Source organism: Sporosarcina sp. P1, assembly GCF_002743155.1.
Classification (GTDB): domain Bacteria; phylum Bacillota; class Bacilli; order Bacillales_A; family Planococcaceae; genus Sporosarcina; species Sporosarcina ureae_B.
The window spans coordinates 35742-50111 of sequence record NZ_PDYS01000011.1 but is presented as its reverse complement, the minus strand read 5'-3'; the positions used below and the strand labels follow the sequence as shown (position 1 = coordinate 50111).

At 39.7% G+C, this 14370-nt stretch carries 15 protein-coding genes; 8 read left to right on the top strand and 7 right to left on the bottom strand.

What is annotated here, in order from left to right; translation table 11 throughout:
• Positions 1-37: 37 nt before the first annotated feature.
• From namA to CSV73_RS11535, 4 genes are all read left to right on the top strand, one after another.
• Positions 38-1057 (top strand): NADPH dehydrogenase NamA, encoded by a 1020-nt coding sequence (gene namA, locus CSV73_RS11550; protein WP_099627658.1) that lies wholly within the window; start codon positions 38-40, stop codon positions 1055-1057.
• A gap of 110 nt (positions 1058-1167) precedes the next feature.
• A complete protein-coding gene (locus tag CSV73_RS11545) occupies positions 1168-1536 on the top strand; it encodes a carboxymuconolactone decarboxylase family protein (RefSeq protein ID WP_085131715.1) in 369 nt (122 codons plus the stop codon).
• Between the two features lie 243 nt (positions 1537-1779).
• Positions 1780-2511 carry a YqcI/YcgG family protein gene (locus CSV73_RS11540; RefSeq protein ID WP_099627657.1) on the top strand — a complete coding sequence of 244 codons (732 nt, stop codon included), beginning with the start codon at positions 1780-1782 and terminating at the stop codon, positions 2509-2511.
• Positions 2512-2622: 111 nt separating this feature from the next.
• Positions 2623-2964: a CHY zinc finger protein gene (locus CSV73_RS11535; protein WP_099627656.1), complete on the top strand. Its 342-nt coding sequence runs from the start codon at positions 2623-2625 to the stop codon at positions 2962-2964.
• A 161-nt stretch (positions 2965-3125) separates the two neighbouring features.
• On the opposite strand, the gene CSV73_RS11530 is transcribed toward CSV73_RS11535, so the two are convergent.
• Positions 3126-3533 (bottom strand): YugN family protein, encoded by a 408-nt coding sequence (locus CSV73_RS11530; protein ID WP_099627655.1) that lies wholly within the window; start codon positions 3531-3533, stop codon positions 3126-3128.
• 161 nt (positions 3534-3694) lie between these two features.
• Between CSV73_RS11530 and CSV73_RS11525 the strand changes: the two genes are divergently transcribed.
• Both CSV73_RS11525 and CSV73_RS11520 read left to right on the top strand, forming a co-directional pair.
• Positions 3695-4675 (top strand): YsnF/AvaK domain-containing protein, encoded by a 981-nt coding sequence (locus CSV73_RS11525; protein WP_099627654.1) that lies wholly within the window; start codon positions 3695-3697, stop codon positions 4673-4675.
• A 79-nt stretch (positions 4676-4754) separates the two neighbouring features.
• Positions 4755-4982, top strand: coding sequence for a hypothetical protein (locus CSV73_RS11520; RefSeq protein WP_085131710.1), 228 nt, complete (start codon positions 4755-4757; stop codon positions 4980-4982).
• Between the two features lie 40 nt (positions 4983-5022).
• Here the strand turns inward: CSV73_RS11520 and CSV73_RS11515 are convergent, their stop codons facing one another.
• The 3 genes from CSV73_RS11515 to glnA all read right to left on the bottom strand — a co-directional run bounded on the left by CSV73_RS11515 (position 5023) and on the right by glnA (position 8598).
• On the bottom strand, positions 5023-5508 hold the full coding sequence (locus tag CSV73_RS11515) for a TspO/MBR family protein (protein WP_099627653.1): 486 nt from the start codon (positions 5506-5508) through the stop codon (positions 5023-5025).
• A gap of 51 nt (positions 5509-5559) precedes the next feature.
• Complete coding sequence (locus CSV73_RS11510; RefSeq protein ID WP_085131708.1) at positions 5560-7137, bottom strand: amidohydrolase; 1578 nt, start codon at positions 7135-7137, stop codon at positions 5560-5562.
• 126 nt (positions 7138-7263) lie between these two features.
• Positions 7264-8598 carry a type I glutamate--ammonia ligase gene (gene glnA, locus CSV73_RS11505; RefSeq protein WP_085131707.1) on the bottom strand — a complete coding sequence of 445 codons (1335 nt, stop codon included), beginning with the start codon at positions 8596-8598 and terminating at the stop codon, positions 7264-7266.
• Between the two features lie 383 nt (positions 8599-8981).
• On the opposite strand from glnA, the gene CSV73_RS11500 reads away from it, so the two are divergent.
• Positions 8982-9311: a YunC family protein gene (locus CSV73_RS11500; RefSeq protein WP_099627681.1), complete on the top strand. Its 330-nt coding sequence runs from the start codon at positions 8982-8984 to the stop codon at positions 9309-9311.
• 112 nt (positions 9312-9423) lie between these two features.
• Here the strand turns inward: CSV73_RS11500 and CSV73_RS11495 are convergent, their stop codons facing one another.
• The 3 genes from CSV73_RS11495 to CSV73_RS11485 all read right to left on the bottom strand — a co-directional run bounded on the left by CSV73_RS11495 (position 9424) and on the right by CSV73_RS11485 (position 10247).
• On the bottom strand, positions 9424-9660 hold the full coding sequence (locus tag CSV73_RS11495; protein WP_085131705.1) for a hypothetical protein: 237 nt from the start codon (positions 9658-9660) through the stop codon (positions 9424-9426).
• Between the two features lie 29 nt (positions 9661-9689).
• Positions 9690-9878 carry a hypothetical protein gene (locus CSV73_RS11490; protein ID WP_085131704.1) on the bottom strand — a complete coding sequence of 63 codons (189 nt, stop codon included), beginning with the start codon at positions 9876-9878 and terminating at the stop codon, positions 9690-9692.
• Positions 9879-10031: 153 nt separating this feature from the next.
• Positions 10032-10247 (bottom strand): hypothetical protein, encoded by a 216-nt coding sequence (locus CSV73_RS11485; RefSeq protein ID WP_085131703.1) that lies wholly within the window; start codon positions 10245-10247, stop codon positions 10032-10034.
• 273 nt (positions 10248-10520) lie between these two features.
• Here CSV73_RS11485 and CSV73_RS11480 point away from each other — a divergent pair, with 273 nt between their 5' ends.
• Positions 10521-14369 carry an AAA domain-containing protein gene (locus tag CSV73_RS11480; RefSeq protein WP_099627652.1) on the top strand — a complete coding sequence of 1283 codons (3849 nt, stop codon included), beginning with the start codon at positions 10521-10523 and terminating at the stop codon, positions 14367-14369.
• Position 14370 lies beyond the last annotated feature (1 nt).

Here is a 14370-nt window from a genome sequence, read left to right as displayed (position 1 = left end):
ATACTTTCCCTAGCAACTATTAGAGGAGGAATTATTCATGGCAAAATTATTTAGTCCTTATACTATACGCGGCGTCGAGTTCAAAAATCGTATCGCCATGGCACCGATGTGTATGTATTCTTCACATAATCAGAATGGAAATGTAGAAGATTGGCATAAAATTCACTATGCAACACGTGCGGTAGGACAAGTTGGCCTGATCATCGTTGAAGCAACAGCCGTTCAGCCACGAGGAAGAATCTCAAGTGAGGATTTAGGGATATGGTCAGATGAGCATATCGAAGGTCTAACTGAAATCGTTCGTTTGATGAAACAGCATGGTGCCCGTACTGGTATCCAATTAGCGCATGCAGGAAGAAAAGCAACAGTGGACGGACCCATTCATGCTCCAAGCCCCATTGCATTTAATGAAGAGTATAAAACACCAGCAGAAATGACTATTGCTGACATTGAAGAAACAATCGAAGCATTCAAACAAGGGGCAATCCGTTCCAAACAAGCTGGTTTTGACGTGATTGAAATCCATGGTGCACATGGTTATTTACTCAATGAGTTCTTGACTCCACTATGTAATCACCGTGAGGATGAATATGGAGGATCAGCAGAAAATCGTTATCGTATACTAGGGCAAGTAATTGATGCAATCCGTTCTGTTTGGGAAGGTCCATTATTTGTCAGAATCTCAGCAGAAGATTATCAAGAGGGCGGCATGGATCCTTCACAATATGCAGAAATGGCCGGGTGGATGAAAGAACAGGGCGTCGATCTGGTCGATGTGAGTTCTGGTGGTGTAGTTCCAGCTACTATCCATCCATTTCCAGGCTATCAAGTACCGTTTGCAGACGTCATTCGTCAGCATGCAAATATTGCAACGGGTGCGGTAGGATTGATTACGTCAGCCCTACAAGCGGAAGAAATTCTCCAGAACGATCGTGCGGACATTGTTTTGCTTGCCCGTGAATTATTGCGTGATCCTTATTGGGCATATACAGCAGCAAAAGAACTGAATGTAGAAATCGAAGCACCCGTTCAATATAAACGTGGGTGGACATATTAATCCATTCGTCCTGTAATTCATGTTTTATCATCAAAAAATAATCATTTTCGCTATCGCTGAATAGCAAACAAAGAATCGGACATACTGTTGCTATGACGGGAGGCGATTTTATGGAAGACTATACATTTACGGATGCAGTGCTGCAAGATTACAAAACTGGTATGGGCGCAATGAGTGAACAATTGCCTAAGTTAATGAAATCATTCCACAAATTCACAGAGGTCAGTTTTGAAGAAGGAGAAATTAGCCAGAAATATAAGCAGCTTATAGCACTTGCAGTAAGTGTCTATGCACATAGTGAGTATTGCATTATTTACCATACAAAAGCTTCTATGGATGCAGGTTCAACAGTTTCAGAAGTATTGGAAGCTGTAGGTGTCGCTGCAGCGCTTGGTGGAGGTAGTGCCTTAAGTCAGGCAGTTACATTGGTTATGCAGACGATAGATGAAATACAGGAAAATCCAAAACCTCTACAATGAAAAAACACCTTGTCGAATGAAATCGATAAGGTGTTTTTTAGGTGGAATGTAGATACCTATTCAACTGTATTGAATCAAATAGTACGGAAATGAAAGTGAATTTACTACTCATAATGCTTTATTGTCTTCTATATACTATATAGGTTCCTACTGACGAAGCCTATATTTGAAATACATATGTGTTAAATTGTAAACAACAGGGTAAAGGAAATACAACATAGTAAGTTAGAGGGGGATGAAACGTTGATTCAAACGTCAAACGCTTTATTAACAAAGGAAGACTTTGCAGAACGTAATGATTTACCAGAATGGTTACTTAGAGAATATCAGACCTTTCATACTATCGTGACCGATAAAACATTTCCATGCTATTTTGGAATGGCTGGCGAAAATAAGGGCGAACTACGATACGCCTATGTGTCTCAAGATGACTGGTCGAACTTGCCACAGGCATTGGAAGCCTTTTTGACACTATTCGAAAATCCAAAGCATAAGCGCCATGGTCTGTTTGTATTTGTTGAACCCTTTGAAAAAGAGGGAACAATAGAAGAGTATCGACAGCAGTTTTGGGATATTTTGCAGTATTTACATACAGAAGATAAAGAACAATGGCCTGCTGAAGCACCACGGGATCCTGATCATTATCTGTGGGATTTCCATTTCCAAGGTGAGCCGATTTTTGCTTTCGGGAATGCACCGGCCTATAAGCAACGGAAGACACGAGATCTAGGAAACGCAATGGTTATCGGGTTTCAGCCACGCAAGATTTTCAAAGGCCTAACAGGTACAGAAAAAGGTGGAATTAACTCGCGAGAGAAAGTTCGTGAACGTGTAGAGTTATGGGATGACCTACCAAAGCATCCGGACATTAGCCACTTTGGAGACCCAACACATAACGAATGGAAACAGTTTTTTATCGGCGATGACAGCGTGCCACTTACAGGAAAGTGTCCATTTACTCATAAGGATATGTAGACATAAGACGTCTCAGTAGTCGTAAACTTACGGTTGTTGAGATGTCTTTTTATCATGCATACTAGATATTCGTTCGGAAAGAGCTCTTACTACTATACGAGGAGTGGTTAAATGAAAAAACACCATCATGAAGTTCGGGGGGTGTTAGTAGATGATGAAACGCGCTGCATTCATTACGCAGCAGAAACAGACCGAATTGCCATCAAGTTCTATTGTTGCGATACCTATTTCCCATGTCACGTATGCCATGAAGAAACAGGTTGCGATCATCACGCAGTTTGGCCGGCTAGTCAATTTGACAAGAAAGCAATACTTTGTGGTACGTGCGGTCATGAACTAACGATTAACGAATACTTTCATAGCTCCTATCAATGTCCTTCTTGTAAGAAGAACTTCAATCCAGGTTGTGGCCAGCATAAGGAATTGTACTTTGAAAATGAAGCAAGTAGCTGAATAGTTTTAGCGACGACCAACAGGGAACGCTAAATTAAACAAGTAAAGTGAAGGGTTTGCATGAAAATAGCGTCTATAAGTACAGAAGAATTACTGTTATTTGCCGAAGTGGCGGATGAGAAAAGGATCTTCAGCCAAAGCCGGCGAGAAGATCCTCTTTTTCATTCCAAATACTGTAGTATTTCTTCAATTGCTAGTTCACCGGCAATTTCCCAACGACTCTTATCACGGATTTCTGCATCGCGATCTAATGGTTCCTGGAATTGATTGAGTGAACCACTTATTAAAGAACTTGAGTCAGGATCTAGCCCCGTATTGACCACATGTTTGATCACGTATGGCTTTTTGAATTTAATGGATGTGTTGAAATCATCAAGTTCGCCGTCATGGACTACAAAGGGTACACGTAAGTAAATGGTTTCTCCAGCTTCCCTATGAAGGATGGAATCGAAACTACCTTTATGATAATCCCAGCCACCACCAAAATGATACCCGTGCTGATCCACTTTATCCCGTAAAGTCCCAAAACAAGCTAATTTGCCTTCAATTGGCGTATCTAATTCCAGCATGACATCACTCCTTTTTATCAGCATTCCTTACTAGCAAAAATTTATACATCCCATAAATAATTTAATGAAAAGGTTTCTATTTTAAAAAACTGGGGTAAATGTATCAACACGACGATATAAGAGTTCTAAATAATTTACTACAACACTAGGAGGAGATTTATATGGGTAAGAATAGATATATTGGAATGTACTTTAATGAAACAGAATTGGTGAACCGTCTAGATGAGCTAAAAAAAGAAGGATGGCCTGAAGACGATATTTATGTAGTTGTAAAAAATGAAGATCAACTAACTATGCTTAGAAGTCGTACAGATGCAGAAATTAAATCAGCAGACGATTCATGGTGGGATCGCTTTATGGGCTTTGTATCCGGAGAAGACCATGTACGTCGTATGGTAGATAGCCTGGAGTTTGGAACAGAAGACACAGTAAAATACTATGAGCAAATCGAACAGGGTGGAATGTTGCTATATGTTGATTCCGGTGAAGCAAATCGCCATTATATGAACAACACCGAGTTCTATGGTAGAGATGGAAAAAGTACAGACGTGAATCTTGGAGCAAACGGTTTGAGTGTAACAGACCAAGAATTGAATGGCGGAGATCCGGCATTCAGATTGAATCAAACGCTTCCTGATCAAACACTCAACCATCACAATCGAGACATAGATTCTGGACTTCATACAAGCGAACATGCTTTCTCTGGTACAGATACAGATGAAGAACGTTTACGCTTACACGAAGAACGTCTTCAAGTGGATAAGCATGAAACACAGCGTGGAGAAATCCGTGTTGAAAAAGAAGTAGTGGAAGAACCTAGATCAGTAGATGTCAGCGTTTCACACGATGAAGTGACGATCGAACGTAGACCTGTTGTAGATGGGGGAGCTGGTCTTGAAGGACGCTACGGCAATGAAGCTGCAGCATTCAGGGAAGATGACGAGACAATTCGTATTCCGATTACTGAAGAACAAGTGGAAGTAACAAAGAAACCAGTTGTAACGGAAGAAATCATACTCAAAAAACGTGAGGTTGTAGAGAATGAAACAATTCACGAAACAGTGAAGCGTGAAGAAGTACACTTTGAAAAAGAAGGGGACGTAGAAGTTAAGGGTGATCAGTTGGATAAAGACCGTTTCTAAAAAGATATATAGCAAACATCTTGTCATTCCCTTTCTGTGTACTGTAGGATAGATGTAACAGCCAGAAAGGGGAGATGACATGTTTAAGCATCCAGGTATTGCCGCCGTGCTAAGTTTTTTCTGGACTGGCGTCGGTCAAATATATAATGGACAAATCCTTAAAGGGGTTTTACTTATTATCTTGCAAGGAATCAACGGTCTACTCATGTTTGTAGGTATCGGATTGATTACATATCCCATTGTATGGATTTGGGGAATGTATGATGCCTATAAGACTGCAAAGCGTATGAATTATAATCAACAATGAAAAATGTCCCAGCCGGAAGTGGCAGGGACATTTTTCTGTTTCACTTATTTAATTTCCACGTAGAATAATTCAATACTAGTGCGAACATGACCCATCCGATATACGGGACCATTAATGCGCCTGCGGTACGATCAGTTTTATTGAATTCATAAGCTGTCATAGCAATTGTCCCTAACATAATCGTCATCTCGATCAGTGCAGTACCTCGTAAATTCCACTTGAAGAATAGGAAGGACCAAAGAAAATTAAGACCTAATTGAATATCATACAAAGGAGGAGCAGCTTTTGTGCCCTGCTTCATTTCTACGCGGTAATTCGCTACACCCATCATCGTGTATAAAGTCGTCCAAGCAATCGGGAATACAGCGCTTGGAGGAGAAAATGAAGGTTTCTCCAATTTAGCATACTGTTCTTGTGTATTGCGGTTGGCAAGATATCCGATAATCGATCCACCGACGACGGGAATCAAAACGTTACGCGTTAGCTTCTTCCAATCCAGTTCACTTTGTACTTTTAGCAATTCCAAAGAAAAACCTCCTTTTTAGAAAGTTTTCCCCTTTCGCTACTTACTAAACAGTTATCGTGTATTCGATGTATACATAACTTCACCAGCGACTATAGTCTTCTCTACTTGTACTTCAGCTATTCGATCCACTTCTACGGTGAAGAGATCTTCTTTTAAGACAGTGAAGTCTGCGTCAAATCCAACGGAAATCTTTCCACGTGAATTAGCTTTACCTATAGTAGCCGCTGCACCCGAAGTAAATAATTGTACTGCCTCATAGCGATTAAGTTTTTCATCTGGCAAATACCCTTCATGCTGTTCAAAACTCAATCTTCTTGTGATCGCAGCGTGTATTCCTAACAAAGGATTTGGGTCTTCAATAGGAGCATCTGATCCCCCGCCACAAATAAAACCTTTAGTTAGAAGTTTCTTCCATGCATACGCCCAGTCAAGCCGATCTTCACCAAGTCGGTCTCTAACCCAAGGGAAATCAGAAGGAACGAAAGCAGGCTGTATATCTATAACAATGGGAAGCCTTTGCATCCGCTCCACTAAATCATCACGTAATAAAATGACATGTATAAACCGATCTTTCTTGCCAACTGGAGCAGGATACTTTTCTATGACATCTAGTGCTCTTTCAACTGCTAAATCGCCAATCACATGTATGGCGACAGCTTCCCCATAGTATCTTGCTGTTTTGACATGGTTCTCGAGCTCTTCATCAGTCAATACAGCTGTTCCTACATTATCGGGTTCATCGGAGTAAGGCTCACTTAAGAGCGCGGTACTGCCACCTAAAGCGCCATCAATAAAGAACTTCATTTCGCCAGGTTCTACCCACGGTTCATTATAGAAGGCATTGTTTTCCATCAAATCAGGAAATACGCTAAAATGACGCAGTAAGTGAGCACGGAATTTACGCTTACCACCGAGAACGTGATTGAAAGCTTTCAACGGCGTCTGATAGTGTCCGTAGTAACCTAAGTCATCGGTCACAACGCCAGTCAAACCAACAGATAGTAAATGATCAACAGAAGTTTCCAATGCTTTCGTTACATAGGCCACTGTTGGATTCGGTAAAAGTTGAAGTACTCGCTGCATAGCGCCTTCTTTCAATAATCCCGTTGGCTCTCCAGTATGATCACGCTCAATGACACCATCATCGGGATCGGGTGTATCTTTTGTGATACCTGCGAGTTCCAGCGCCTTTGAATTGACGATAGCGGCATGCCAACAAGTACGTTTTAATAGCATAGGTGAATCCGTCACAGCATCCAATTCATAGCGTGTGAAGATTTTCTTGTCAGGAAAATTATTCTCATCCCAACCTTCTCCAATAAACCACTCATCCTTTGGCAAATCTTTATACGCATTCAGGAGTAACTCCATCATGTCTTTTGAGGAAGTGGTGTTTGATAAATCAAGGCGTAATAACTTTTCACCTTGGCCAATTATGTGCATATGGTTATCGATAAACCCCGGGTATACAAAAGCACCCTGCAAGTCAATTTGTTCATCGGCCCAATCTTTTAATTCGTTATATGACCCAGTCGCTACTATTTTTCCATCCTTTGTCAGTAAAGCGTCTAGTGTATGTCCTTCATGTTGCATTGTATAAAAGAGTGCATTAAACCAAATCGTGATCATAATAAAACCTCCTAATCTTCCTATAGTAAATCGAGTAAGATCATTCGACATAATTTTCTCTATCAAAAAAACGGCTGTATTTACAGCCGTTTACTTTATTGTACATCCTACTATTGTAAAGTCACATTAATACATCTTCATATATCGTTCAAGCTCCCATGGATGTACTGTAATTCGGTAGCTTTCCCATTCTTGCTGTTTTGCTTCATTAAAGTTTGCATAAATATGTGAACCAAGTGCGTCTTGTATAATCAAGTCTTCAGATAAGGCGATGAGCGCATGGTCAAGATCTGTTGGTAATAACCCAATGTTATTTTCCGCAAGCTCATCTGCCTTCATTTCATAAATATTACGATTAACAGGGGCTGGCGGATTCAACTTGCGCTTAATACCATCAAGACCTGCTTTTAATATAACGGCCATTGCCAAATAGGGATTAGCAGAGGAATCGACAGAGCGCACTTCAACACGTGTACTCAATCCACGTGATGCGGGTATGCGGATCAATGGACTACGATTCTGTGAGGACCAAGCGACGTAGCAAGGCGCTTCATAGCCGGGTACCAAACGTTTATAAGAATTGACAGTAGGGTTCGTGATGGCAGTGAAACCACGAACATGGTCCAACACTCCTGCCATGAAATGATAAGCAGTCTCACTTAATTGACGTTCGCCATTTTCGTCAAAAAAGACATTCTCACCATCTTTAAATAGAGAAACATTGCAGTGCATGCCCGAACCGCTCACACCGTATAATGGCTTAGGCATAAATGTGGCATGTAAACCGTGTTTACGCGCTATCGTTTTAACGACTAGTTTAAAGGTTTGAATATGATCGCAAGCTGTTAATACATCGGCATATTTAAAGTCGATTTCATGTTGTCCTGGCGCTGCTTCATGATGGGAAGCTTCCACTTCAAATCCTAATTCTTCAAGTTCCAAGACAATATCCCGACGACAATTTTCACCTAGGTCGATGGGTGCCAAATCAAAATAATCACCATGGTCATTCAATTCCATTGTCGGTTGTTTATTTGCATCTAGTTTAAAAAGAAAGAATTCCGGTTCAGGTCCTAAGTTGAAATCAGTGAATCCAAGCTCTTTCATTTCTTTAATGAGCCGTTTTAGATTTCCACGGGGATCTCCAGAAAAAGGTTCACCATTCGCCAAATAGACATCGCAGATTAAGCGCGCTACTTTTCCTGTACCTGATGGCCATGGAAATACCATCCATGTATCTAAGTCAGGTACTAAAAACATATCTGATTCTTCAATCCTTACAAAACCTTCGATAGAAGATCCGTCAAACATCATTTTATTGTCTAGCGCCTTTTCGAGCTGGCTGATCGGAATCTCTACATTCTTAATTACGCCAAAAATATCCGTAAACTGAAGACGAATGAAATTGACATGGTTTTCTTCAACGAATTGATAAATATCTTCTCTTGTTACGGTTTCCATCAGACCACACTCCTTATGATTGTTTGGTACGAATCTACTTCGCAACATTTTTCTATAATAAAGGTCAGGAGAATAGATTACAAGAATTTTTTGTTATTTTTTAAAAGAAAGTCATGACTTAAGTTGCTTATTTCTTTTAAAAAAGAAAAACACACTATATAAAAAGTTATAAAATCTATCTATTTTACTAATAAAAAATCAGTTAATAAAAACTAGTAATTATAAATAGGGAATTGGAACAGTCATAATTAGGTTATCTATAACGATTATTTAGTATGCAAAAGACTGCTTAGATGGCGGGAAATATTTTGTATATTTGATACAGTATGTCGTGCAGAGTGTGAGATGTTTTAAAATTTCGCACGTTTTAAATGATCTATCATATGCTGATAAAGAAAGGGGTGAGTGTCTTGATTGAGCAACAAAGTATATCTATAGATGGACAGTCATTTCAAGCGGTCACGGTAAAATTGCCGAAAACAACGTTACTTACAGTTTCGAATGACAAAGGATATATTATGTGTGGTGCACTTGATGTAGGACTATTAAATAGTGTGCTAGCGGATCGCAAAATTGTTGCGGGTCGTGCTGTTGGCGTAAAAACGATTGAGCAATTGCTCGCAGCCCCGCTGGAATCCGTCACGCTTGAGGCTGAACAATATGGGATTTCAGCAGGTATGATTGGATCAGAAGCACTTTTGAAAATGGTATGAAAATTATTTTGAAGTAAAGAAAGAATTACTTCATCAAGGGTTTCTTATGAAATCAAAAGACCATAGCTCGCTCTTCATTCAAGAGTAGGCTGTGGTCTTTAATGCAATATAATTATTTTCCATCGAATTTCTCTTCGCTGGATGAACGATTTTTTGTCTCGCGATGATTTCTTTCTTCTTCCTCTTCCATCCGAACATCTTCTAATGGTATGGCATCTACGGTCTGCATATCTTCATGCATATCATAAATACTTTCTTTATCGGTTTTTAAATTTTCAGGGTTATCCATATAACCGCCCTCTGCCTTGTCACGATCTTTTTCTGTAAATACTTTTTTCTCTTCACTCATACAGATCTGCTCCCTTGCAATTGAATGATTTAATCTGAAAAATTACCTAATAAACCTTTAGTTGGTTCAGGTTTCTTCGCGTTGCCTTTACGATCTCCGCGCATAGGTGTGTCATTGAACTCGTCGAATTGCCGAGACAATTTGTCCCGCGCATCTTTGTTACGCATTAAATAGGCTGCACCTAAACCAATAGCTGTCAAAGCCATTCTTTTCTTCATATAGTGCTCCTCCTCGTTAGTGTTTCTTATATGTTGTCTTCCCAGTTTTCATTCATACTAAACAACTCAATTGGTTAAGAGATGTAACAAAAAACAGCCAGCGATTGAAAATATCCAATCACTGACTGTTCTTCTCAAACTATGCGGAAAATTTTATGTTGCGATTACTCCATACTGACGACATTGTACCCTCGTCGTATGCTTCTTGCATGTTACACTGCTTAACTTCTTTGAAGCAGGTATTTCACGTGCACTTACACAAAAAACTTCTTTCGCCTTACTTGGTAAACCTGTCCTTCTGTCGGAATCTAAAAAGCTGATTCCCAAACCGAGTGTACCACTTGCCAGTGAAGAAAAATTTTCCGCCAAGGCTGTGCATCTCCTCCAGATCTAGCAGCTTACTTCTCTGACTAGCTCCTTTGGTTTGCCTTGTAGTAATAGTATACCCATGTAAAACATTCCTAAACATCTTTTTTAAAAATATTTTAAAAAGTTTTCTAAGATTTTTCTTACTCGCGGTATATGCACTTATGATCTATAATAGAGGACTGAGGTGAGAGCTTTGAACAAGGGAATAACAGGGAGAAGCATGATGAATGATCTTGCTGACGTACAACCCTCTAGTGAAAAGAATGTACTAATATGAGTGTGTTACACAATATAGAAAAGATACTTTGTAGTCTAGACATAACAAAAAATGCACGAAAAGGTTTGGAACAATGGTTTATAAGTGAAGAGGCTTTCGTTTCTTCGGAGTCTGTTTTTGATATACATATTGAAAAGAAACCAGAGAACCGCATGGGGAACCAATCCTATGCGCTGTTTTTTGATCCCCACACAAATAAAAGGTTTGCCAAAGAAGTTCAGCAACGTGTGGCAGTTATGGAATGCGTATTGAAACCGGATGGTCTGCTAGCAACGGGCTTTCATGTTAGAAGCGCAAGAGAGCCTGTTCAAACAAATCGGAGGCTACATACAGCCATAAAGTTTAAGTTACACCGTGCAGGAGTAGCGCTGCCAATCGAATTCTATACGCAGTTACGCCAATTGCCTATTGCAGAAGAGCGTTCAGAATATGTGAAAAAACGAATTGAAAGTTGGGAAGGCTATCTACAAATTGCAGAGAAAAATGCAGATGTAGCAGATATCTCCTGTACGTTTAGCCAAGCTAGTTTTACTAGTGATTTTACAAAAGTACGTCTTCAATGTAACGATTTGCAAATGAAAAACTGGAAACAACTCCGCGGATTTAGTGTGAAAATGAATGAACTTTCTACTGAGATCGGTCAAGTCATCGATGCTCAGAAAGGACAAAAGATACTCGTCGTGGAACTAAATCAAAGATTTCAAAAGAAAGCAAGATCCGAACAATGGTTGCCAACACATAATAAAAGTATGTTGCTGACGAACTTTGCTGAATTAAGTCAGATTCGTCGTTTACGTAAAGGGTTCAAAGACTTACAAGATGGTCTCGCTGCAAACGCGAATTTGGAAAAGATATTATTTGAAGAACGACCTGTTGTGCAAATTACGAATAAACAGCCGCAACTGGAGTTCCATAATAATTTGAATGAATTCCAGCGAGAAGCAGTATCGGGTGCGATGAAAGCGCATGACTTGTTTGTAGTCCAAGGCCCGCCAGGTACTGGGAAAACAACCGTAATTTCTGAGATTTGCTATCAGAACGTCAAAGCCGGCTTGCGGACACTTGTTGCATCTCAATCAAATCTAGCAGTGGATAACGCACTTGGTCGGTTACTAACAGATCCAGCAACGCGTATTTTACGCTATGGAAGATCAGAAAGTATCGAAGAAGAAGGCAAGCGTTTCATGGAAGAAAATGTGGCATTGCATTGGAGAAATGAAACACTAGAAACCGTACAAGCGACACGTGCAGTATATCGAACGAAAGATACCGAATTGCAAAAACATGCGGATCAATTATCTGAGGAAATCCGAAAGAACACGGAAATGAAAATTACATTAACTGAGCAATTACAATCACAAAAAATTGTACAAGAAGAGTTAAAAAAACTAAAATCTGAATACTTTTCACGAAAATCCCTGCTTGATCAGTCTGTACGCCGGCTGTCTCAAAAGCAACAGGGATTGGAGCAAACTGAAATAGCCCTTGCACAACGTATAAAAGAAATTATTGAGTTACGCAAACAACTAAATTCGGAGCCGAATAAAGAAGAATTGACAGCTCGAGTTGAGGAGTTGTTAAAAGAGCAACGCCTATTAAAAGAGACACAAATATATCTCAACTGGTTGGCAGAGTTGCAGAGCAATACCGAAACACAACAAATGATCATAGAAGAACACAAAACGCTTCCCGACAGTGAACAAAAACTACAAGCAACACATCGTGATGTAATGTCTCAGACGAAAATGAAAGATATTCAAATGACGCTTGCTGCACACCAGATTGAATTACCTATTCATATTACGTTGAGGAATAATGACTTACAGCGAATCATCAAGTCGATTGAAAGTGGAGAGTATTCCTATGAATTTCAAGAATGGAAAGAGCTTCACGAACGCTTCCAGACAGCTATTAAAAAAACACAGACTCTTTTACAGGCGCATCGTTACCCGGTAGAAACTATTATGAAGCGTTCAACTGATAATTTCACAACCATTCAAGAAATGCATGAAATGATTGATCGTTTGGGGAAGTTTTTAATTCATCCTGCAACAAGAAAGATGCTCGAAAACAAAGAAATTTCATCTGGTAAAACGGAAGTTCTACAAAAGATTGCACAAGGTATGTCTTTATTTTATGGTAAAGAAGAGATTGTTCGAGCAAAAGGAATTGAACTACAGCAACAGAAAATTCACTCTGTAAAGGAAGTATTTGCAGAAGTAAAACATGAAATTCTAAGATTCCTACAGCAGGAACTTCAAGAAATACAAAACCACATACAACGAAAAGAAAAGCAGAAACAACAACTGCAATCTAGGCAAAACGAATTAGAGAAGCAGATTGAAGAATGGCTACAAACCAACGAGCTACCTGAAAAACAATGGGAGAAAAATTTGCTTACACAGGAAATTGATCAGCTAGAAACTAAGTTAAATGAGTGTCGACAACAAATAAAAAACGTAACGCAATTATCAGCGTCTATGACTACTTCAGAACTAAAGTGTTCTCAAGAAAAACAACTGCTTGAACAAGAAAAAGTAGAAGTATTAGCAGTAGAGCAAAAAACTCTGCAATTACAAGAAGAACAAAATCAACGACAGCAGGAAATAGAAGAGCTTACAGTTCAATTGAAGCCTGATATAAAAGAGCAATTAGAGAAAATAGAAATAGCGCTTGGTCAAGCCGAGACACAACAAGCAGAAGTAATAAAGGAACAGCAACAACTTCCCGTTCTACAAGAACTGCAATCACAGTGGGAAGAATTACTGCGTGGTGCCAACGAATATGACCTTGATGAAATCCGAAAGCTTTATATCGATCATGCGAATGTAATTGGCACGACTTGTGTGGCATCAGCTTCCAAAAAGTTCATGGATGAATACCCTGTCTTCGATGTAGTCATTATCGATGAAGTATCAAAAGCCACACCACCAGAACTCTTATTGCCCATGTTGAAAGGTAAAAAAGTTATTCTAGTGGGTGACCATCATCAGTTACCGCCACTAGTAGGACAAGAAACGATGGACGAACTGGTAGATCAGCAAAAAGATCCTGAAGTGCAACGGGAAATGAAGAAAATGCTGAATGAATCATTATTTGAACGATTATTCCGTACATTGCCTAAGCAAAACAAAACGATGCTCAGTATCCAGTACCGTATGCATGAAAAAATCATGGAAACCATTGCCCCATTTTATAAAGATGGGGACTATCAATTACAATGCGGGCTTCCTAATTCAGACGAATTGCGTGATCATCTGCTCGAAAGCAGTAAAATCACTAGAAAAGACCATTTGCTATGGCTAGATATGCCCAATACGCCTTCATTTTTTGAAGATCAAGTCAAGGGTGGGACGAGTCGTTTCAATGAAGCAGAACTAACCGTCATTCAAGACACATTACTCGATATTGAACAAGCGACAGAAAAAGCTAAAAAAGATGGTCTAATGAAGCCAGAGGAAAAGAAAAGCGTTGGCGTCATCAGCTTTTACGGCGAACAAGTAAAGCGAATTGACCGACTGATTCAGCAGGAAATCCGACCCAAACAATTGCATTGTCGAACTGGTTCCGTAGATAAGTTCCAAGGCATGGAAATGGATATTATTATTCTGAGTTTCGTTAGAAATCATGGTGAGAAAAATGGTGACATTGGATTCGCTAAAGACTATCGGCGTTTGAATGTAGCGTTATCGCGTGCTAGGGAACTACTTATTATCGTTGGAAGTTCCGAGATGTTCACCGTCAAGACAAAGAATGCTTCTACGAGAGATATGTATAAACAATTGCGGGAAGTCGTGGAACATCAAGGTGGATTGCGCAAAATAGATCAGATGCAAGGAGGTTGAG